This is a genomic window from Saccharothrix sp. 6-C (assembly GCF_016695385.1).
Taxonomy (GTDB): domain Bacteria; phylum Actinomycetota; class Actinomycetes; order Mycobacteriales; family Pseudonocardiaceae; genus Actinosynnema; species Actinosynnema texasense.
Genome location: NZ_CP064192.1, coordinates 3,405,313 through 3,427,716, shown reverse-complemented (window position 1 = coordinate 3,427,716; position 22,404 = coordinate 3,405,313). Strand labels below are relative to the sequence as shown.

General features: G+C 70.9%; 12 protein-coding genes and 1 pseudogene. 4 read left to right on the top strand and 9 right to left on the bottom strand.

All coding sequences use genetic code 11. The features are described 5' to 3' along the window. The first annotated feature begins 214 nt into the window (after positions 1-214). Positions 215-667 carry a DegT/DnrJ/EryC1/StrS family aminotransferase gene (locus tag IOD16_RS40970; RefSeq protein WP_268957734.1) on the top strand — a complete coding sequence of 151 codons (453 nt, stop codon included), beginning with the start codon at positions 215-217 and terminating at the stop codon, positions 665-667. A gap of 602 nt (positions 668-1,269) precedes the next feature. Continuing rightward, positions 1,270-1,365, top strand: a pseudogene (locus IOD16_RS41465) (IS3 family transposase); the annotation flags it as partial. A 27-nt stretch (positions 1,366-1,392) separates the two neighbouring features. On the opposite strand, the gene IOD16_RS40225 reads toward IOD16_RS41465, so the two are convergent. The 5 genes from IOD16_RS40225 to IOD16_RS14690 form a co-directional block, all read right to left on the bottom strand. After that, positions 1,393-1,863: a SitI3 family protein gene (locus tag IOD16_RS40225; RefSeq protein WP_236594984.1), complete on the bottom strand. Its 471-nt coding sequence runs from the start codon at positions 1,861-1,863 to the stop codon at positions 1,393-1,395. 22 nt (positions 1,864-1,885) lie between these two features. Continuing rightward, positions 1,886-2,401 (bottom strand): hypothetical protein, encoded by a 516-nt coding sequence (locus tag IOD16_RS14705; protein WP_201440508.1) that lies wholly within the window; start codon positions 2,399-2,401, stop codon positions 1,886-1,888. Then, positions 2,292-2,813, bottom strand: coding sequence for an SAM-dependent methyltransferase (locus tag IOD16_RS41460; RefSeq protein WP_442978122.1), 522 nt, complete (start codon positions 2,811-2,813; stop codon positions 2,292-2,294). Before IOD16_RS41460 ends, IOD16_RS14705 begins: the two co-directional genes overlap by 110 nt. Positions 2,814-3,351: 538 nt before the next feature. Beyond that, positions 3,352-3,672, bottom strand: coding sequence for a hypothetical protein (locus IOD16_RS14695; RefSeq protein ID WP_201440506.1), 321 nt, complete (start codon positions 3,670-3,672; stop codon positions 3,352-3,354). Then, positions 3,669-12,992, bottom strand: a complete 9,324-nt coding sequence (locus IOD16_RS14690; RefSeq protein WP_201440505.1) for a LamG-like jellyroll fold domain-containing protein — start codon at positions 12,990-12,992, stop codon at positions 3,669-3,671. Before IOD16_RS14690 ends, IOD16_RS14695 begins: the two co-directional genes overlap by 4 nt. 408 nt (positions 12,993-13,400) lie before the next feature. Here IOD16_RS14690 and IOD16_RS14685 point away from each other — a divergent pair, with 408 nt between their 5' ends. Next, positions 13,401-15,215, top strand: coding sequence for a tachylectin-related carbohydrate-binding protein (locus IOD16_RS14685; RefSeq protein WP_201440504.1), 1,815 nt, complete (start codon positions 13,401-13,403; stop codon positions 15,213-15,215). A 56-nt stretch (positions 15,216-15,271) separates the two neighbouring features. Next, positions 15,272-15,721: a hypothetical protein gene (locus IOD16_RS14680; RefSeq protein WP_201440503.1), complete on the top strand. Its 450-nt coding sequence runs from the start codon at positions 15,272-15,274 to the stop codon at positions 15,719-15,721. Between the two features lie 148 nt (positions 15,722-15,869). Here the strand turns inward: IOD16_RS14680 and IOD16_RS14675 are convergent, their stop codons facing one another. The 4 genes from IOD16_RS14675 to IOD16_RS14660 form a co-directional block, all read right to left on the bottom strand. Then, positions 15,870-17,462, bottom strand: coding sequence for a glycoside hydrolase family 13 protein (locus IOD16_RS14675; protein WP_201440502.1), 1,593 nt, complete (start codon positions 17,460-17,462; stop codon positions 15,870-15,872). Between the two features lie 97 nt (positions 17,463-17,559). Then, on the bottom strand, positions 17,560-20,538 hold the full coding sequence (locus IOD16_RS14670; RefSeq protein WP_201440501.1) for a CBM35 domain-containing protein: 2,979 nt from the start codon (positions 20,536-20,538) through the stop codon (positions 17,560-17,562). Between the two features lie 48 nt (positions 20,539-20,586). After that, complete coding sequence (locus IOD16_RS14665) at positions 20,587-21,447, bottom strand: carbohydrate ABC transporter permease (protein WP_201440500.1); 861 nt, start codon at positions 21,445-21,447, stop codon at positions 20,587-20,589. Then, positions 21,444-22,304 carry a carbohydrate ABC transporter permease gene (locus IOD16_RS14660; RefSeq protein WP_236594983.1) on the bottom strand — a complete coding sequence of 287 codons (861 nt, stop codon included), beginning with the start codon at positions 22,302-22,304 and terminating at the stop codon, positions 21,444-21,446. Before IOD16_RS14660 ends, IOD16_RS14665 begins: the two co-directional genes overlap by 4 nt. Positions 22,305-22,404 lie beyond the last annotated feature (100 nt).

Here is a 22,404-nt window from a genome sequence, read left to right as displayed (position 1 = left end):
CGACCTCGACACCCGCGGACTGGGCCGCAGACACATCCTCGGCGGACTCGTCACGAGCACAGGAAGCCGCTTGACCAGCAGCGGTGACACCGTGCTGCTCGCCATCCCCGGCTCGGTCGTGGTGCCGGCACCACACGGCGAAAGGTCCATCAGCCTCCCGACGACCGCGGCGCTCCAGCCCGAAGGCCGGCCGTCGGATCACCGCTGATCGGGCCTGGCGAGGTCGAGCGGTCACGCCACGCCGGACGGCGGTGCGGTTGCGACGGATCTCCACGCCGATCGACGTGGTTCGCACCGGCCGGCCGAGCATCGGCGGCGCGCAGCGCCCGGCGCCGAGCTTGCCCTTCCCGCTGCCCCAGCCTCACCGCCCAGGTCGTGGTGCTCCCGTCACGCCTTCGAGGAGGAGTTCGCGGCCCGGTTCGGTTCTCCGGACGCGGTAGCCGTGGACTCCGGCACGGCGGCGCTCTACACGTCCCTGCTCGCGGCGGACGTCGGGCCGGGTGACGAGGTCGTGGTGGCGTCGTTGTCGTTCGTGGCCTCGGCGTCGGTGGCGGAAGTCGCCGAGCGGACGAAAGCCATCATCGTCGTGCACCACCTGGGTTTCCCGGCCGACGTCAACGCACTGGTGGAGATCGCGCGCCGGGTCGGGGCGGTGGTGATCGGTTAAGAGGTGGCCAGCCGGATCGGGGGAGGCCCGATGACTCGCTCGCTCGACCTGGTGTGCGGTGCGGCGACGGACCACGGAGCAGATGCTGACGATCGTGGACCAGGTGCTCGGCACGCTGTCGTTCGACTTCGACCTCGACGGCCGTACCGACCGACTGCGGGCCCGCGACTGGCAGGACCGTTGGTGATGTCGGTCACCGGCGCCGGCGCACGTTCCGGCCCGACCGCGCGGCATCAACGGGCCCAGGGCCGCTCGACCAGGAACCGGGTCAGGTCGAACGGGTCGACAGCAGTGTCCGGAGCAGTGGCAACGCGCGCTCGGCGTACCACCTGCTCTTCAGGTCCGACAGCACCACGGCCGCGTGCTCGGGCGACCGCACCGCGCGTTCGATCAGGTCCCGGAGGAACGACCGGATGTGGATCAGCTGTTCCGACGAGGGCCGGCAGGGAGGGTCGGCCTCGTGACCAGCGCGAGCTCGTCGTCATCGAAGTCGTCCTGGGCGGCGCAGCGCACGTAGACCTGGCCGAACCCGCGCATCCCGTGGTCACCACTGGAAGGCCACCGCACCCGATCGCGCGGACCGCACCGCGCAGGACGCGGACCTGGCCGCCCGCATCCGGGTGATCCACCGCGAGTCCACCGGCACCTACGGCGTCCCGCGCACCACCGCCGAACTGCACGACACCGGACACCACGTCAACCACAAACGCGCACCGGGAGCCGGACTACTCCGGGAACGTGCGGGTCTCGCGCCGGTAGGGGTACGCGACCAGGGCGAGGCGGTTCGGCGGCCACAGGTCGTCGCGTTCGTTGAGCAGCAGTTCGCCGTGGCGCAGGAGCAGCCAGATGACCTCGAAGTCGCTGTGCAGCACCGCGTCCGAGCGAACCCGGGCGAGCAGGCCCAGTGCGAGCCGCACGACGCCGTCCTGCTGACGGGTGATGTCGCCCGCCTTGTCCAGCCGGAACGACACGCGCACGGTCGGCGCGACGCCAAGGACCTCCAGCACCGGGTTCCACGGGCGTGGGTGTTCGGGCACGATCCTCACCCACGTGCCGTCGGTCGTGGTGGTGTCGTCCCCGAGCGGCTGCGCCGTGGCGTCGAGCAGGCCCGTGGTGGCGCCGACCTCGCGCAGCGCGTCGGCCACCTGCTCCGCGGGCAGGGGCGTGGCGAGCGCGAGACTGTACGAAATGGACACTGACCGTCCTTCAACAGGTGCCTTACGGGTACAAGTGAACCACGTTGCCGCTCTTGTCGATGGCGATGACCTCCTTGAGCCCGGGGATCGGCCAGTCGTGCATCTGGGTGCGCAGCCGGTCCACGTCCACCGAGCTGTCGCGCAGGTTGACCACGACGCGCTCGGTCTGGCCGTCGAGCACCTTCTCCTCGATGCGGCTGTGGATGTTGCGCGGGTTGCCGGTGATCGGGGCGAGGTTGTCGAAGACCTCGCCCTCGATCTTGTAGTCCGGGTTCTTCGGGCCGGGCACGGTGGGGTTCTGCTCGATGTCGTAGCCCTGCTGGGCCAGGGTGTCGGCGGACTCGTTCTCCCGCTGCAACGCGCGCTTGGTGTCGGCGTCGTGGTTCGGGTCGATCGTGGTGCGCCTGCCGCCCGGCGGCCGGTTCGGGTCAGGCGGGTTCGAGGGTTGCGTGGCGTCGCTCGGCGGCGTAGTCGTCGGGCTGTCGCCGGGACGGCCCCGCTGGGCGATTTCGGCGGTGGTGTCCTGCGCACTGGACACCCCTTCGGACGCGTTGACCTTGCCGTGCGTGGTGGACGGCTTGCCGGGCGTGCCGTCGGGGGTGTTGCCACCGCCGCCGGGCGGCCTCTTGTGCAGCGCGAACCAGACGGCGACGGCCAGGAAAGCGAACAGCGATCAGGAAACTCGCCACCAGGTCGACGCCCGGGAACACGCGGTGGTCGACCCGGTCGAGCACGTCCGTGCGCACGATCTCGACGCGATCGGCGAGTCCCGCGTCGGCGACCTTGCCCGCGGCCAGGTCGCACGCCGCGGCGCTGATGTCGATGCCGATGCCGCGCAACGACTCGTCCCGACCACACAGCCGGATCAGCCGAGTGGCGTCACCGCAGCCGAGGTCGGCGACGCTGGTGAAGTCGATCCCGGCCGGCACGGCGTCCTCGATCGGCCGCATGACCGAGCGGTCGACCTGTCCCGCTCCGGTCGCGATGCGCCCTTCGTCCCGCCGCACCCCGCTGCCGAAGGCGACGCGTCCGGTCGCCAACCCGGTCAGGTCGTGCAGCAGCGACCCGTGCCCGCCGACGCCCCAGGTGAAGTAGCCGCGTTCGTGGACGAGCCCACGCCCAGCTGTGGTCAGCGACGCGACGCCGTCGACCAGGTCTAGGTAGCCGAGCCGCCTGCCGTCGATCCGGGGCGCTGGGGCTGCGGTTGATGATCTAAACACCGAGCCGTGTGCGGTACGGCTGCGCGGGAAGTTCGGCACCGAGCGCCGGCAACCGATCACCCGGGTATTGGCCGCCCCCACCGCTGACCGCGCGTCGTTATGACCGGTTGTGGAAGCGGGTGAAAGGACAACCTGCACTGGGTGGCGAAGCTGGGTGCGGGCGGCTCCACCCGCATCACTGGTCTGACCGAGCCGTCCTCACACTCCACCTCAACGCCGGATGAGGTTGTAGAGGCTCACTGTCGGAGCGCTGCAGATCGCGCGCCCGTCACAGCGCGTCAATCTGGACGTCCTCGCACCAGAATGCCAGGATGTCATGCTCCGGGTCGGTCACCTTGTAGCGCAGGCCTTCCCACCCGTCCGAGGTCATGTCGATGATCTGGAGGTCGAGCGAGAAGCCCTCCGACTGCTGGAGCCGCAGGCCCGTGACACCACTGAATCGAAGACGCAGCACGACACCCTCACCCGGTGAGGCCGCCTCCACGGACAGGGATACGCCATCCCCGTCGTTCTCGACGACCACGCGGGTCATCGACCACGAGGCACGACGCAAGTACTCAAAGTAGATGTTCAGATGCGCGTTCATCATTCCGTGTACTCTCCGGGCGCGTGCTTGACGATCTCTTGTCCGCCTCCACGTCCAGGACCGTACTTGTATACGTGGTGGTGTGTGCCGGGAATATTCCGCTCCGACATAGCTGCGTTGTAGTCGTTGCGTGCAATTAGTCGCCCGTACTCGTCATAGTAGGCTTTCCAAGGCTCGATGCGGATGCCACCGGGGCCACGATGGTTGATGTACTCGCCTTCCAGGATACGGGTCCCGGGTGCGATCTGCTTGGGAGCCTTGAAGGCTTTGTCGACCAGGTAGTCGCCGGGAACCCTGTCATCGCTACCAGTTTCGGACCTGTTCCCTCCCGAACCCGGCGGTTTGAGACCGCTGGAGCCGTCGGCCAGTTGGGCACGGCCTTCGGAACCGGAGCTCTTCGCGGCGCCGTTGCCGCGTTTACGGCCTGGGCCGAGTAGCGAGAGGGCGTCGCCGAGGCCGGGTACCTGGCTGTTGGCGAAGTCGGAGACGGCCTGTTCGCCGACGGACTGGACGATGTTGGCGCCGGGTTTGACGACGGTGGCCTTGACGGTTTCCCAGACCTTGTTGACGTCCTGCACGTTCGCGGCGACGGCGGACGCGGCACGGGCAGGCAGGTTGGCCGCTGACGACACCAGGTCCTTCGCGGCGATCTTCGGCTTCAACGCCGCCTGCAGCACCGGCATCGGGTTGGTCTTGGCGGCGTCGGCGATCGCGGCCTGGGCGCGTCTGGTCACCGCTTCCATCGCGGCACGGCGGGCGGCGGCTGCGGCGGCGGCAGCGGCGGCAGCGGCTCGTTTCGCGGCGGCCTGGGCGGCTTCACGGGACGCGGTGGAGGCGTAGCCGCTCACGTTGCGTCGCGACCAACCCGCCGCGTCGTCGCCGTAACGGCGTCCTCCGGAGGCGGCTTCGTCGCCGTAGCGGCGGGCGCTGGACCCGGCCCTGCTCCCCCGGCGGCCGCTGGAGGCCACGTCGTCACCGGAGCGTCGCGCGGCCGAGCTGCCACGCCTACCGGCCTTGCGGGCCGCGCCGGCGACGTCGTCGCCGTACTTGGAGAGCCGTTTGACGCCCTTGTAGAGGTACTTGGCGCCCTTGAGGAGCTTGCCGCCGGGGATGAAGTTGGACGCGGCCCACAACGCGTTGCCCCAGCTGGGGTTGCGGACGAAGTTGGCGACGTCGTTGTAGCCGGAGACCTCCTTGACGACCGACAGCGCGACCGAGCCGATCTTCTTCCAGTTGGGCCAGTGGCCGTCGGGGTCGATGAGGTCGAGCGGACGGCCCGCGCCGTAGGTGTAGCGGTTGAACAGGGTGGCGGTGCCGGAGGAGGCTGAGACGGTGTCGCGCGAGGCGAAGCCGCCGGTGCCCGGTTGGTACCAGCGGGCGCCCATGTTGACCTGTTCGGTGTCCGGGTCGGTCCAGTCGCCCTGGAACCCGACCTGGCGGCTGGTCCCGGTGGTGGCGGTGACGGCGCCGAACGGGTCGAACGCGGCGGAGTCGGCCATGCCGGTCGTGGTCGTCGGGTCCAGGCCGCCGACGACGTCGCCGTGCTTGTCCGACACCGTCAGCCGCTTGACGCCGCCGGAGGCGATGGAGATCAGCTCGCCGGAGGCGTCACGGCCGTAGGTGCTGTCGCCGTCGGACGTCGGGTCGATGTCGAAACCGGCGTAGGTGAACGACCTCTTGCCCCGTGACACGAGTCGGTCGGCGCCGTCGTACGCGTAGGTGGTGGCTCCGACTTGGATCAGCCGGTCGAAGGCGTCGAAGGAGAACTTCTCCTCGAACCCCGACGAGGTGCGCGAGGCCATCGAACCGCGTGGCGTGTGCTTGTAGGTGTAGTCGCCGTCGGACAGCAGCCGGTTGCGCTCGTCGTAGGTGGCGGTCTTCGCGCCGTTGCGGGTGCGGTTGCCGGAGGCGTCCCACGCGTAGTCGGTGGTCCGCCCGTCGACCGTCCAGGACTTGAGGCGGTTGGCGTGGTCGTAGGTGTAGGTGTGGTCGCCCGCGCCCGCGAGCCCGGTGGTGGTCTTGCGGGTCAGGCGGTCGTTGTTGTCGTACTCGTAGGCCAGCGACGACAGCGTCGCCCCACCGGCGTCCTTGATCACGTCGGTCTTCTCGCGGCCCAGCGGGTCGTAGTCGAACGTGCGGGTCCGGCCGGTGCCGTACTGGAGGCTCCGCGGTTGACCGGCTTCGTTGTAGTCGTAGGTCAGGCCGATCCCGGTGATCCCGTCGACGACGGTCTTGAGCCTGCCCTTGTCGTAGCCGAACGCGGTGGTGCCGGCGGCGTCGGTGCGGCTGGTGACGCGGCCGTCCGCGTCGTAGGAGTAGGAAGCTCCGCCGGACGGGCCGGTGGCCGACAGCAGGCCGCCGCGGTCGTTGTACTCGTAGGCGTCGCGCCCTCCCGGCGCGTCGATCTCCTTGACGCGGCCGACCTCGTCGTAGACGTGCAGGCGTTCGGCGGTCGGGGCCTCCGCGCCGGCGCCGGTCTCCTTCGTCAACCGGTTCAGCGCGTCGTACTCGCGGTCGCGCACCACCCCGCCGGGGGCGGTCAGCTTCGTGGTGTTGCCGGCGGTGTCGTACACCGCGGTCCAGGTGCGGTCGGTGGCGTCCGGGTGTGCCGCGGTGGGCGGCTCGACCACGGACTCCGGCAGCGACCAGGTGTTGAAGGTGGTGATGAACTTGTTGCCGCGGCCGTCGGTGTAGCGGGTGCGGTTGCCTTGGGCGTCGTAGCCGGACGAGGTGGTGATCGACTCGGTGTCGGTCACCGGTTCCACCTGCTGGGTGAGCCTGCTCAGCGCGTCGTAGGTGTAGCGGGTGGTGTGGTTGAGCGGGTCGGTGGCGGTGAGCACGTTGCCCGCCGCGTCGTGGGTGAAGGTGGTGCGGCGCTGGATGGCGTTCTGCCCGTTCAGGTCGAACGCGCCGGTGAGCCGTCCCGCGGCGTCCAGGCGGAGGTAGTCGGTGCGGCCCAGCGGGTCGCGCTGCCACACCGGGCGTCCCAGGCCGTCGTAGCCGTGCTGCACGACCACGCCCGCCGGGTCGGTCGCGCTGGTGCGCTGCCCCAGCGCGTCGTAGCCGAACGTGGTCACGTCGCCCGCCGGCGAGGTGGTCTTGACCAGTTCGCCCGCGTCGTCGTGCTCCAGTGTCGTGGTGTGGGCCGCGGCGGTGGGTCGGCGCTCCAACACCGTGCTGGTGGCTTGGCGGCCGAGCGCGTCGTAGGTCGCCTCGGTGCGCGCTCCGGTCGGGTCGGTGATCGAGAGCTGTTCACCGGTGTGGGTGTAGGTGTAGCGCCACACGCCGCCGGCCTCGGTCGGGTTGTCCGCCCTGGGGTCCTGCTGTTCGACGAGCCTGCCGAGCTGGTCGTAGCGCAACCGGGTGATCGCGCCGCGTTCGTCGGTCGTCTCGACGGCGTTGCCGGCCGCGTCGTACGTGGTCGTGGTGGCGCCCTTGATGGCCTGGGAGGCGCCCGGCGGGGTGTAGTCGGGGCTCTCGGTGCGGACCGGGCGGCCGACCTTGTCGTAGGACGTCCGGGTGACCTGGCCGTTCTCGTCCTTCACGGCGGTCTGGTCGCCGAAGGTGTCGAACCCGAGCAGCGTCTGGGGGCGGGCCGTGGTCGGTGTGCCGCCGCCGGTCTCGACCGACACGGCGGGCAGCGTCACGGCGACCTGCCGTTCGCTCTCGTCGTAGCGGTACTCGGTGGTGAACGCCGCGGGGTCGGCGCCGGTGACGTTGCCGCGCGGGTCGGTCTCGGCGACGAGCAGGCCGCGCTGGTCGTAACGGCGGGTGGTGGTCAGCGGCGTGGTGCCGAGCTGGATGGTCTCGCTGGTCTGGTTGCCGACGTTGTCGTAGGCGTAGTCGACGACCGAGCTCGCCGTGGTCTGCAGGCCGGGTGTGTTGGAGCCGTTGCCGGAGCGGGCGATCTGGGTGACGTTGCCGTTGGCGTCGTAGCGGTAGGCGGTGCGGCGGGCCAGGCCGGTCGGGTCGGCGAGCTCTTCGGTGATGCGGCCGACCGCGTCGTGCGCGTACTGGGTGATCCTGCCGCCGGGCCCGGTGTGCTTGACCAGGTTCCCCGCGCCGTCGTAGGCGTTCTGCTCCAGCAGCACCTTGCGGGCCGTGCCGCCCGGCACCGGCACCTCGGCGTGCACGCGGAACACCGAGCCGTTGGGCGTGTACTCGTAGAGGGTTCCGCGGCCCATGGCGTCGACGTGCCGGACGAGCCTGCCGCCGAGGTCGTAGGTGTTGGCCTCCAGCACGAGCAGCGAGCCGGGGTCGGGCTGCTCGCCGGCGCCCCGGCCGCCGGAGACCGGTTTGCCGTGCCAGCCGCGCAGTCGCACCTCGGCGAGCATGTTGCGGGCGGTGTAGGCGTACTCGATGCGGGTGCCCAGCGGGTCGACCACCTGGGTGCGGTTGCCGAACACGTCGTAGGCGTAGCTGGTCTTCGCGCCCTCGGCGTCGGTGACGGAGTCCTGGCGGCCGCGGTCGTCGTAGGTGTAGGTGACGGTGCGCGCCGAGTCGCCACCGGCGAGGTCGGAGACCTCGACCTTCTCCGGCAGGCTGTCCGCGTTGTAGGTGGTCTTGGTGGACTTGGTGTGCCGGATCGCGTCGACGGCGTCGGTGACCGGGGCGTCGGTGACGTCCACGAGCCTGTTCAGCTCGTCGTAGCCGTACTTCGTCTCCAGGCCTTGGGGGTGGGTGTCGGAGAGCTCGACCTCGGCGACCTTGCGGCCCAGCAGGTCGTAGCGGTACTTGGTGACCAGGCCCTCGGCCTCGGCGTCGGTGCGGCCGGGCTCGGTGGTGGAGGCGAGGTCGCCGTTGGCGGAGTACCGGTAGGTGGTCTGCTTGCCGCGCGCGTCCTTGGTCCACTTCAGCAGGCCGGCGGGTTCGTTGCCGCCGCCCTCCGCGGCGGTGGTGCCGTCGGTGTAGCCGTGGGTGACGGTGGTGCCGTCGGGCATCGTCTGCTTGACCAGCTCGCCGCGCGCGTCGTACTCCATCGACGTCAGGTAGCGGTTGTCGGTGGGGCCGCTCGAACGGCCGTCGCGGACGGTGAGCTGCTTGTCGATGCGCGGGTCGGTGTCGTTGACCTTGCCCGGCGCGGGCTGGTGGTAGGTGAAGTGCTCGGTGTCGCACACGCCCGGCTCGCGGCACGTCTTGCGGGAGATCACGTTGCCGCGGGCGTCGTTGCGCAGCTCGACCTGGTGGCCGTTCTCATCGGTGATGGTCTGCTGGAACCCGGCCGCGTCGTAGTCGAAGGTGCGCACGCCGACGCCCTGCACCGGACCGCCCTGCCAGTCGGGGTTGCTCACACCCGTGCCGCCGCAGTAGGCGGGTGTGCCGTCCGGGTTGGTCGTGGTGGCGGTGCAGGGTGGGGCGGTGGACGGGGTGGTGGGCACCACCGACGGGTCGGGTCGGTCTTCCAGTCGCACACCGGTGCCCAGCGGCGCGACGAAGCGGATCAACCGTCCCTTGACCGGGTCGTAGTCGAAGAAGTGCGATCGGTCGCCCGGGTCGGTGACCTGGACCGAGCGCACCAGGTTGCGGACCGCGCGGCCCTGGGCGTCCTGCTTCTCGGTGCCGCTGACCTGCGGCACGCCGAGCCCCCAGTGCCCGCCGTCGGCGTCGGTGTAGTCGCGGACGCGGTCGTTGGTGGTGTCGTAGGCCAGCTCGGCGGCCACCCGGCCGCTGGGCATGGTGACCTTCGTCAGCTGGTCGGAGTGCTCCCGGGCGAGGAAGTGGGCCCGGGCGGCCTCCTCCCCCAGCGGGTGCTGGTAGACCGCGACCTCGTCGATCTCCCCGGCGAAGTGCTTCCGGCCCGCGCCGGCCCACCAGCCGTACGGCTCCCAGGCCGCCGGGCCGACCGCGTGCGCCGCGCCGATCTGCCCGGAGTTGAGAATGCTGTTGTCGATCTCGCCGTCGGTGGTGCCGACCTTGGCGCCGTCCAGGTACAGGGTCTGGGTGGCCAGCGAGCCGGACAGCACGACGTGGTGCCACTGGCCGTCGTTGACCGTGCCCGTGGTGGTGATCGGGGCGACGCGGCCGTGCCAGAACTGGCCGCGCAGCTTGCCGTCGCGGTCGACGTACAGCGCGGGGACGGCGCCGGTCTGGGCGCGGTCGAACGGCGCGGTCTGGAACCCGATCAGCGGTCCGCCGGCGGTGGTCTTGAACCAGAGCTCCACCGACAGGTCACGGGACTTCTTGATCGCGCCGTCGGGCAGGGCGACGTAGGAGCTGCTGCCGTTGAACGTGGTCGCGGTGTCCGGGCTGCCGTCCAGCGGGCCGGGCGCGCCGGGGGTGGTGCCGCGGTGCGCGGCCCAGTCCTTGGCGAGGTTGGTGGCGACCTGGCTGACCGCGTCGGCCGAACCGGCGGGCTCGCCGAGCCGCCAGTAGGAGTCAGGGCGCGAGTCCAGCACGGCGGTGCGGTAGTGCGACCCATTGTCGTAGTCGTACTCGGTGCAGCCGCCCTTGGGGTCGCAGACCTCCGTCAGCCGGTCGCCGACGTACTTGTAGGTCCACTTGAACGGCGTGCCGCCGGTCGACGCGGGGTCGGTGCGGACCTCGGTGACGTGGTTGCCGGTCCACGTGAAGTACAACGTCCGGTTCGCGCTCGTGCGGCTGATGGCGCGCTTGACCTGACCGTTGAGGCCGTAGTCCAGTTCCAGCAGGCGACCGGCGTTGTCGTGGATCGTGATGAGCCGGCCGTCGAACTCGCGGAACGTGTAGGCGGTGTTGGCCTTGTCCACCAGCACGTAGTTCCGCGCGGTGGTCGTGGTGTCCTGGTAGAAGGTGGCGAACCGGCCCGGCGGCGGGTCGAACGTGCCGTCGGTGTTGCGGCCGAACCGGACCTGCTGGCCGTCGGGGTAGGTGACCACGACGTTGCCCGAGCCGTCCTGGTCGGGCACCACGCGCATGTCGTAGCGGGTGGACCACCCGGCGCCGAACAGGTTCGCCTTGCGCGGGTCCAGGCTGTTGTAGGTCCGCGCGACGGTCAGCTCCGGCCCGGTGACGCCGAGCGCGGCGTCGATCGCGGCGGTGGTGTAGTTGCCCACCTGCGGGTCGAAGTCGAGGTCGCCCGTGCTGTAGGGCGCGCCGCCCAGGTGCGAGGTGATCTCCGGCTGCGGCACCGCGGTCAGCAGCGCGCTGAACGGCAGCGCCTCGCTGCGGGCGCCGCTCGGGTCGATCGCGAACGCCCGCCAGTGGTAGGTCTCGCTCCACTGCAACCGTCCCTTCGGGACGGTCCACGTCTTGCTCGCCACCCGCGGTCCGAGCGTGCAGCTGCCCGGCGCCGGGGTGCCGTCGGCGTTGCTGCCGCACACCTCGAACTCGTAGCGGACCCCGGTGCCCGCGGGCGCGTCGACGTCGACCGCGTCCGCCCACAACTGGGGGGTCAGCGTCGGCGCGGAGTGCCCGGCGGGCGGGTACTGGGCCTTCACGATCGGCGGCAGCTCGAACATCGTCAGCGACAGCCGTGCCGGCGGTATCTGCTCGTCGGTGAAGTAGGTGCCGCCGTGCACCATGCTGAAGTCGAGCAGGTAGTCGCCGGCGTTGGCGAAGCGGTAGACCGTCGCGTCCAACGTCACCGTGTCACCGGGCGGCACGTCACGCGGCAGCACCGCCGACACGCGTGAGTCGACCGCGCGCCCCTGGGCGGTGAAGGCGCGGTAGGCCAGCTTGTACGCGGCGGGCGTCCACGTCTGCGAGCCGCGGTTGGTCACCGCGATGCGCACCTTGCCGTCCTGCTGCCGGTGCACCGGCGGTTGCGGCACACCGCGTTCGATCCGGTAGGAGGCGTCGTACGGGGTGTGGGTGACGAACAGCCGCGGCGGGTTCGCGGTGCCCGCGCCGGCGAACTTCTTCCAGCTCCGGGTGGCCTTCACCGCCAGGCCGTTGTTGGCCCCGCCGCGCACCCAGCCCTGCACCAGGTCGCGGCCCGCGGCGCCGAGGTCGATCATGTCCGGCGCCACCGGGCAGGCCGAGTGCGACTGGCCGAGCGCCAGGTAGCCGTGCGCGAACGACGCCCCGGCGATCGAGCCGCCGGTCGGCGGGTGGCCCGATCCCGACGGGGACCAGGCGCCGGTCACCGGGTGCACGGTGACCGGCTCCGGCCGGCAGGACGGCGCGCTGAAGCTGGTCAGGTAGAGCTGGGCGCCGAAGATCCGGTGGTCGGTCAGCACCGGGTTCACCCCGTCGAACTTCAGGTACATCGCGGCGCCGTCACCGACCAGCAGCTCCGACCCGCCGGTGCGGGCGCCACCGGAGGTGACCACGGCGGCGTTGGCCGCCGTGGCCTGCACCGACGGGTCCACCAGCACCGGGTAGGCGCGGCCGGCCTCTCGCAGCCACGCCTGGTCCAACGACATCTTCAACGCCTGGCCACCGTCGTGGTCGACGAGTTCGTAGCGCACGCCGTGAGAGGTCGACGGGTTCTCCGGGTGGCTGTCGGTCATGAAGCCCGCGGGGATCCGCGACCGCTCCCGACCGGAGCCGTCCACGAAGGACACCTCGCCCTCCACGATGCGAGCGGTGAGGTCCTTGAGGCGCAACGGGAACACCCAGTCGTGCGGTGTGTCCGGCGAGGCCAGCACGAGCGTTTCCTTGACCCCGCCGGGTAAGACGTCCAAGCGCAGGTCCACGCCGGTGGCCACGCCCGGGTAGGTGACCCGGCTGCCCTCGACCCGCGCGGGTGCGGCGGACGCGCCCGCCAGCCCGAACGACAGCTCGTGCCGGTCGGACAACGACAGGCGCACGAACGGCGATTCGGACGCCGTCGCGCCGAACCGGGTGTCGACCTGGTCGGCGGCGTTGCGCCAGCCGGCGCCGTCCGCCACGAGCGTGGTGTCGATCGGGTGCCAGGAACCGTCGGCGCGCTGGTAGTTCACCGCCGCCTGGCTGAACTCGGTGGTCCGCGTGCCGTCCGCGTTGCGGAACGTGCGCGAGTCGGCTCGGCGCAGCTCGACGTCCTCGTGGCTCGTGGTGGCGTCGAAGCCGGCCAGGCCCGAGGGCGCGCCGAGTTCGCGGACCGCGTTGGGCGGCGGCTCCCCGGAGGGGAACCGCGGCTGCGGGTACTTGGCCGATTCGGACTCCGGCATCGCCCGGTTGACCGTGTCGCCCTCGACCTCCCCGGCCTGCGCCGCGGCGGATCCCCAGGACTGGTCGGGAGCCGACGCGCCGGCGTCGTCACCGCTGCGACCCGCCGCGCCGAACCACGGCAGCACGTCGACCACACCCGGCGGGACCGTGCCGAGGAGCAGCGCCAGCACCGCGCCGAGCGCGATCACCAAGCGCGCACCCACCGGCACGGCCGGGAACAACCGGGCACGCGGAACACGCCTGAGCACCATCGCCGAATTCCCCCCGGATCGACCTGAGCGGCCTGCGGTCCACCCCCGTGGCCACATCGCCCGAAACTCGCACACGCCGTCCGACAAGGCAAGGAACCAACCCGAAAGGCGCAACTAGCCGTTCCCGCGTCAGCCGTATGGCCGATCACGCGTGCTCAGCGCAACCACGGGCAGGGCCACTCGGCGGGCGTCACCCGAAAACGCTGACAGCCCCTGCACGTGTGGTTACAGTCGATGGTCGTCCACAGGGACGAGCACGACCCAGGGGGAGATCAGATGGCAGTGCTCGGCGCCGGCCTGCGCAAAAGAATGTCCGCCATCGTTTTGTCGTGCACTGCCATATCGGCCGGATCGTTCATCCCGCCGACCGCGGCGCAGGCCGCTGCCACGCTCGTGTGCAATTCCGCGGTGAACGTGCACGTCGTGACCCAGGCGGGCACCATGTACCTCTACTCGCACAACGAACCGGAAACCGGTGTCGCCAGCTGGGGGGCGAGGCGCACCATCGGCGCGGGGGGCTGGAACGGCGACCGCACGCTGGCGGGCCCGAACGGGGTGATCTACCGGCTGGACGGCCCGACCGGCGACCTCTTCCGGTACCGCTGGAACGGCACCGACTGGGACCACTGGAACGGGCAGCAGTCCAGGGACGTCGGCAACGGGTGGAGCCGCTACTCGCAGGCCGCGTACCGCAACCACGTCACCGTCGACGGACGGGACAGGCTGTACTCGGTCAACGCGCAAGGGCAGCTCCAGGTCCTCGCCTGGACGGGTGACCACGCCACCGGCGCGTTCGCTCCCGCGAAGGTCCTGGACACCGGCTGGAACCAGTACAACCTCATCGTCGCCACCGACGACGGCGTGCTGTACGCGCGCACACCGGACGGCGGGTTGTTCCGGTTCCGCTGGAACGCCGCGTCCGAGCGGTTCACCCAGTACCGGACCCAGGTCGGGTGGGGCTGGAACACGTTCAACCGGATCTTCTCCCCCGGCGGCGACATCCTCTACGGCTCGCGGGCGGACAACGGCGGCGAACTGCTCTGGTACCGATACCACGAGGACACCGCCACCTGGGCGAACAGCGGCAAGGGAAAGATCGTCGGTTCCGGCTGGTACGGCGACCTGGACGTCGTCGCCGCGACCGACAACTGCCGGCTCTCCGGGTACCCCGTGCCGTCACGACCCGCGGTACCCCAGCGGTTCGACGCGCCCACGACACCGGTGCAAGGCACCGACGGACTGGTCACCTTCTTCTACGTCAACTCCGCCGGCGGCCTCACCGCCGGCAAGCAGCGCAACGCCGGCGACTACGAGATCATCGAGTACCAGGTGATCGCCGACTACCACCAGTTCACCGGCGCACCGGGTGTCGGCATCCGCGCGGACGGCAGGATCGAGGCGCTGGCCAACAGCCACGACGACGCCGACTACCGCGGCAAGGTGCAGACCACCGCGAACGGGTCCTGGGGCGCGGTCACCGACATCACGGCGCACCACGGGTGGATGGCCGGCGACCCGACGGTGGTCGGCGAAGCCAACGGAACGTTGACCATCCACGCGGTCGACGACTCGGGCGCACTGTGGCGACGCGCCCAGCTCGCACCCAACGACACCTACACCGCCTGGCGCAAGCTCGGAGGAAGCGGCCTCACCCCGGACTTCACCCTCGTGCGCAACGGAACCGCGCTGGACATCGTGGCCCGCTTCGGCGACGGCGTGCTGCGGACCGCCCGGTACTCGGGCAGCGCACTCGGCGCGTGGCGCACCATCGGCGCCGACGCGACCGGCAAACCCGCGGCCGTCGCACACGCCAACGGCGACCTCCAGGTGTTCACCCGCGCCGCCGACGGAACGGTGCGCACCCAACGCGAGACCGCCGGCGTGTTCCCCGGCACCTGGCAGACCCTCGGCGACCTGACCGCGGCGGGCCCACCCGCCGCCGTGCTGCGCGCCGGAGGCCTGGTCGAGCTGGCGGTGCGCGGCGCCGACAACCTCATCCACCAGTCCAGCCAGGTCGCACCGGCCGGCGGCTTCGGCCCGTGGACCGTGCACTACTTCGAAGACGCCGCCACCGACCCCACCGGCCTGCTCCTGTCCACCGGCAGCCCGATCTTCACCTGGCGCTCGCCGGACGGCTCGATCCGCACCGTGTTCATCTCCACCACCACTCGGCAGGCCGACACCGCTTCGCTCGCGTACACCGGGCAGACGGCACGTCGATGACACGACCAGCGGCGAATCGAGTGGGTTCGGACAGCAGAGGAACAGGGGCGAGGCACATGTTCAGGCTCATCGTGACCGGGGTGCTGCTGAGCGCAGGGCTCCTCGCGTTCTCCTCACCGGCGTCGGCGGCAGTCGTGGTGCCGCCGGGTGCGGCAGGCAGCGCCTGCAGCGGCTACAGCTACATCACCGGCCACTCCGACTGGTACTGGCAGACCTGCGCCTGGGCCGACAACAACGAGGTGTACTTCACGGTCAACCTCGGCAACGCCGGCGATGCCGCCTGGTCCGTCGACACGATCTGGGTGGACTACACCCGCAGCGGAACGTCGATCACCTGCGCCGGCGGCGTCTGGAGCAACTTCCTCGTCCCTGCGCACTCCGTCAAATCCACTCCCACCGCCACCTGCGCCATCCCGCGCAGAAGTGCGGAGTACGTCTCCGTCGGCCAAGTCTGGGAAGCGAGCTACCACGTGGAGCTGCACAGCCCCATTCTCCAGGTCCAATAGACCACGACGCCCCTTTGTGTGAGGAGGGTTCCCACGGCATCGGCTCGGCTTCATGGCGCACGGCTTCGCGGTCATGCGCCGCCCCGGGTTGTCGGGCACAGCCGCGGTCCGCACGAGCCCGGCTGCTCGTGGTCGGTCCTGCCGGGCGTCAGAGCGACCCGGAACCCGCGGTGCCGGTCCGCCACCAGATCGTCGTGTCGGGTGGCACGCTCGTGAGATGGCCGTCATGGCGCACGGGGCCACTGGCAGTGAGGATGTGGTCGACGCCGCCGGTGTCGATGGTGCAGGTCCGGTCGCCCAGGTTGACCGCGCAGCGCGCGGTGCCGCGTTCGAACGCGAGCACGTGCGACGCGGTGGGCAGCCAGACCAGTTCGCCGCGCACGGTCTTGCGAGCCGTCAGCGCGGCGCGGTACATCTCCAGGGTCGAAGCCGGGTCGCCGGTCTGGGCGGCCACCGTGTAGTCGCCCCAGTGCGAGGGTTGGGGCAGCCACGTCCGGGTATCGGACGGGCTGAAGCCGTAAGGCGGTTGCGTTCCCCACCAGGGCAGCGGGATCCGGCAGCCGTCGCGGAACCCGTCACGGCCGCGGGTGCGGGCGAACGCGGGGTCACGACGTGCGTGTGGCGGCAGGTCGCGCACTTCGGGCAGGCCCAACTCCTCGCCCTGGTAGAGGTAGGCCGAGCCGGGCAGCGCCAACATCAGCAGTGTCGCCGCGCGGGCCCGGCGCAGCCCCGTCCCCGCGTCGGCGTCGGGTGCGAGCCTGGTCGCGTGGCGGACCACGTCGTGGTTGGACAGCACCCAGGTCGCGGGTGCGCCCACGGCGGACATGGCGCTCAGCGAGTCGTCGATGACCGCGCGCAGTGCGACCGGGTCCCACGGGCAGGTCAGGTGGTGGAAGTTGAACGCCTGGTGCAGCTCGTCGGGCCGCACGTAGCGGGCGGTGCGCGTCAGCGTCGGGCCCCACGCCTCGGCCACCGCTACGCGCTCGCCCGGGTAGGCGTCCAGCAGCCGCCGCCACTCGCGGTAGATGGCGTGGACCCCGTCCTGGTCCCAGAACGGGGTGGCGGTGAGGTCCAGCAGGTGGGTCGGCATGCCGTGGTCGGGCAGCCCGGGTGCTTTGACCAGGCCGTGGGCCACGTCGACGCGAAAGCCGTCCACGCCCAGGTCGAGCCAGTGCCGCAGCACGGACCGGAACTCCTCGGCGACGGCCGGGTGGGTCCAGTCGAAGTCGGGTTGTTCGGGCGAGAACAGGTGCAGGTACCAGTCGCCGGGCGTGCCGTCGGGGTTGGTGGTGCGGGTCCACGCCGGGCCGCCGAACAGCGACTGCCAGTCGTTGGGCGGCCCGCCGTCGCGTCCGGGGCGGAAGTGGTAGCGGGCACGGTGGTCGGAGCCCGGTGCGGCCAGGGCCTCCCGGAACCACGGGTGGCGCGACGAGGAGTGGTTGGGCACCACGTCCACGATGACGCGCAGGCCGAGTGCGTGGGCGTCGGCGAGCAGCGCCCGTGCGTCGTCCGTGGTCCCGAACAGCGGGTCGACCGCCCGGTAGTCCTCGACGTCGTAGCCGCCGTCGGCCTGCGGGCTGAGGTAGAACGGTGACAGCCACACCGCGTCCACGCCGAGCGCACGCAGGTAGGCCAGTCGGGATCGGACTCCGGGCAGGTCGCCCACGCCGTCGCCGTCGGAGTCGGCGAAGCTGCGGGGGTAGACCTGGTAGAACACGGCGTCCTGCCACCAAGGGGTCATTCGTGGTGCTTCCTGGTCTGTGCCGGGTGGTGTTCCTGCGTCGATCCGGGCACCGGTGCGACCCCGCTGAAGTCACGCGCGGGGTCGCACCGGTGGTTCACCAGCCGGAGTTGCCGCTGCCGCGCTGGACGGTGTACCGGTTCTCGTCGTTGACCATCCCGCGGCTGCCCGTGCCCTTGAGCCCGGAGACGGTCACGCCGTCGAACCGGCCGGTGCCGGACATGAGGTAGAAGTAGGTGCCGTGGGAGTTGGCGTTGGTGACGGTCCCGGCGCCGTCGTCGAAGGACTCGGTGGCGCCGCCGGTGCCGTTGATCCTGACGTTGGCGACGGTCAGGTCGCGCACGGCCTTGTTCCAGCTCAGCAGCAGGCCGTGGTAGTTGCTGTCGTTGATCTCCAGGTCGCGCAGCACGACCGCGCCGGTGATGTCGGAGCGTTCGGCGAACAGCCAGACCGCGCCGGTGTGGGTGTGCCAGTCCCAGTTGCGGGTGCCGGTGCGGGTGAGGGTGTTGCGCTGCACGGTCGTCGTGCCGTTGAACGGCATGGACGCGTGCCAGGTGGAGAGCATGACGCCGGAGCCGTTGAACACGGTGTCGGTGATCAGGTTGTCCTCGGCGCGGTTGTCGGTGCCGCCGTAGATGGCCACGCCGTTGGCCAGGATGGGCAGCGCGACCGTGTTGAAGGCGAACACGCTGCGACTGACGGTGCCCGCGGACTCCCAGGACCACATGGTCAGCGCGTCGTCGCCGGTGTTGCGGAAGTCGCTCTGCTCGACGCGGACGTTGGCGGTGTTGCCGTTGATGTTCAGACCGTCTGCCATCGTGTTGCGGATGCGCATGCCCGAGGCGAGCAGGCCGTCGGCCTGCTTGATCCACAGACCGACCTTGGCGTGGTTGGCCGCCACGTTGAAGATCAGCGACCCGGTGCCGAACTCGCCCTCGATGAAGGCGTCCGAGTTGGGCGCCCCGTCGGGGTCGCGGGTGGTGACGTCGCCGTCGAAGGTGAAGTCGGCCAGCGTGGTGTCGGCGCCGTTGACGTAGAACCCGCCGCGTCGGTTGGCGCCCAGGAGCACCGTGTGCCAGATCCCGGCGCCGCGCACGTCGACGCCGTTGACCTGGACCAGGCTGGAGAGGGTGAACCGACCGGCCGGGATCCAGACGCCGCGGGCCGCGTTGCCCCGGGCGGCGGACACGGCCGAGCGGAGGGCGGCGCTGTCGTCGACGCCGTCGTCGGCCCGTGCTCCGTGGTCGGTGATGCTGAGGTAACCGGCCGGGGCCGTGGTCGGGCCGTCGACGACCTCGGCCTCGACCAGGTCCACGGTGATGTAGCTGGTCGCGTTGGTGTCCTTGGCCAGGCGCAGCACCGTGCCGGCCGGGTAGGTCTGGGGCAGCAGGACGCGGGCGTCGTCGAAGTAGCGGTGCGGACGCGCGCCGCCGGGGCCGGCGGTGAAGGGGTAGTCGCCGTACATCCAGCTGTACTTGGAGGTCAGCGCGAGGTCGCGGACCTTGGTTCCGCCCACGTACACCGCCAGCGGTGCGGTGGTGCCGTTGCCCGAGGCGTCGTCGGGCAGGCCGGCGCGCACGGTGATGGCGTTGGCGGGCTTGGTCAACGTGACCTGCACGTACTGACCGGTGCCGGTGAGCTTCATGGCGCTGCGCCCCGACGCCTCGGCGGCCTCGGTCGTGTAGGCGCGGCCGGCGATGCGGGTTCCGGTGCCGCTCTCGGTCTCGTAGGTGGTGTAGGGCACGGTCGCGCCGCGCACGGCCAGGCCCGCGGTGTTGGTGACCGCGATGTTGTCGAGCTGGACGCCGCCGGTGTCACCGCTGGTGACGTGGTAGCCGATGAGGTTCAACCCTGAGCGCAGTGCCGCGCTGTGGGTCGTGGTGCGCCAGCCGGTGCCGCCGGGCAGGGTCAGCTGCGCACCCTTGACGCCGTTGACGTACAGGGTCACCGTGCGCGTGGAGGAGTTGGTGTGGCGCAGGGTGACGGTGGCGTTGCCCGCCCTGGTCTGGTTGATGCTGCGGATGACGCGCGCGCCGTTGCCGGGCAGGTTCACCGATCCGGTTCCCGTGGCGCCGGACGGGCTGGTGGCCACCACCGCGCCACCGGACAGGAACCCTGTCTCCAGTTCGTAGGTGCCGGCGGGTCCCGGCGGGTTGGTCGTCGTCGTGGTCGTGGTGGTCGGCACGGCGGTGGACAGCCTGATGTTGTCCAGGTTGACGTTGCCGCTGTCACCGGCGCCGTAGGAGATCGCGATCGTGTTCGCACCGGCGTTGAGGGTCACCGCGGCGGTCGCGGTTCCCCACGCGGCCCAGGAAGAGGTGGCGGGAAGCGACACCTGCCGGACGGCGCCGTTGACCGACACGGACAGGGAGCGCGTCGAGCCGGTGCCGTTGGCGTAGCGCAGCGTCAGCTCGCTGCTCCCGGCGCTGCCGCCGGCAGTGGTGAACGTCGCCGTCGCCGCGCCCCGGTTGACGTCGGTGAAGCCGCCCACGTAACCGCTGCCGGTGTAACCGGCGTGCTCGGACTCGACGCGGGCGCCGCCCGACAGCTGGGCCGACTCCGCCTCGAGATCACCGGCGGAGACGGGGGCCGGCTCGACGGTGATGTTGTCCAGGTTGACGTTGCCGTTGTCACCGGCGCCGTAGGACACGGCGATGGAGTTGCCGGCGGCGTTGAGCGGCACGCTCTGGCGCACGGTGCCCCACGAGGCCCAGCCGGGGGTGGCGGGCAGGGAGACCTGGCGGACGCTGCCGTTGACCGACAGGGTCACGGTGCGCGTCGAGCCGGTGCCGTTGGCGTAGCGCAGGGTCAGGGTGTTCTGCCCGGCCGTGGCGTTGGTGGTGAAGGTCGCCTTGGCGTTGCCGCGGTTGGCGTCGGTGAACCCGCCGGCGTAGCCGGCGCCGGAGTAGCCGGTGTGCTCGGACTCGACGCGGGCGCCGCCGGAGAGCGCGGCCGACTCGGCTTCGAGCACGGCCGGCGCCGCGGGGGCGGCCGTGCTCCACAGGGTGATCAGACCGGCGACCACCACCGTCGTGGTGAGTGCCGCGAGTCCTCTCCTGGAGAGGTTGCTCAACATCGTTGTTGTCTCTTTCCGCAGGGTAGAGGCCCGACGTCGGGCCCTGGCTCATCCCTTGACCGCGCCCTCCAGCGCGCCGCCGCTCAGGAACAGTCGTTGGAACACCAAGAACAGCGCGATGGGGATGATCGACGAGATCGCCAGGGCGGCGAGGAAGACGTCGAGCTCCACGTAGCGCTGCAGGGCGGGCAGGCGCACGGACAGCGGCTGCACCGCGGGGTCGGGCAGCACCAGCATGGGCCAGAGGAAGTCCTTCCAGCTGGCCACCACGGCGAACACCGACACCACGCCGATGACGGGCCGCGACAGCGGCAGCACCACCGACCAGAAGATCCGGAACGGCCCGGCGCCGTCGACCCGGGCCGCCTCGAACACCTCGCGCGGCAGGCTCGCGAAGAACCGCTGCACGAGGACGACGTTGAACGCGCTCGCGCCGGCCGGAAGCCACACCGCCCAGAACGTGTTGATCATGCCGGTGTCGACCACGGTCAAGTACAGGGGCACCAGCAGCACGATCGAGGGGACGAACAGCGTGCCCAGCACCACGCCGGTGATCAGGGCTCCGTAGCGGGGCCGCAGCACGGCCAGCGCGTACCCGGCGGTGGTGGCCACCACCAGCTGCACGGCCCACGAGCCGGCGGCGAGCCAGACGGTGTTGAGGAAGTACTTGTCGATCTCCACTCGGGTCCACGCGGTGACCAGGTTGGACAGGTCGAAGCCGTGGGGGAACACCGACAGGGGTGCCCGCAGTGTGTCCTGGGTGGGCGTGACGGCGGCCTTGGCCAGCCACAGCACGGGTCCCAGTCCGACGAGCAGCAGAGTGCCGAGCAACAACCCTTGAAGGGTGCGCAGCACCAGCCGGGTGCGGGTGGTCGCCCACTCGGTGGGCGAGACCAGACCTCGGTTCACGACGCGCTCCAGGATCTCGTCAACCGGAAGTACGCGGTGGAGAACAGCGCCAGGACGGCCGCGAGCATGATGCTCAGCGCGGTGGCCGCGCCGTAGTCGCCGCCGAGGCTGTTCGCGAACGCGTAGTCGTAGATCAGCAGCAGCAGGGTGGTGGTCGAGTTCGCGGGACCGCCGCCGGTGAACAGGAACGGTTCCAGGAACACCTGCGCGGTGCCGATGATCTGGAGGATGAACGTCACCAGCAGCACGCCCCGCAGCCGCGGCAGCGTGACGTGCCAGACCTTGCGCCAGATCCCCGAGCCGTCGATCTCGGCGGCCTCGTACAGGTCGGCGGGCACCCCGGCCAGCGCGGCCAGGTAGATGATCACCGTGCCGCCGGCGGCGGCCCACGTGGCCTCCAGCACCAGCGCGGGCATCGCGCTGCCCGGGTTCTGCAGCCACTGCCACGGCCCGAGCCCGACCCAGCCCAGCACCGTGTTGAACACCCCGGTCGGGCCGGCGTCGTAGAAGAACTTCCACAGCAGCACCGCGACCACCGGCGGGATCACCACCGGCAGGTAGGCCAACGCGCTGAACAGCCCCTTGCGGTGGCGGACCTCGCTGATCAGCACCGCGGCCAGCAGCGGCAGCGGGTAGCCGAACAGCAGCGCCAGCACCGCGAACCACACCGTGTTGCGCAACGCGGTCCACAGCAGCGGGTCCGACAGCACCTGGGCGAAGTTGTCCAAGCCGACGAACTCGACGGGCCCCACGAGGTTGGTGCGCTGGAAGCTCATCACCACCGACTGCACGATCGGCGCCCAGGAGAAGACCCCGAACACCAGCAGCAGCGGCAGCAGGAAGACCAGGGTGCTCAACCCACCGCGGCGCACCCACGTGGCGGGCGTGCGCCGCCGTCGCGGCGGGCGGGGCCCGCGTGGCGGCGGGGGGACCGCCGCCACGCGGGAGTGGGATCGG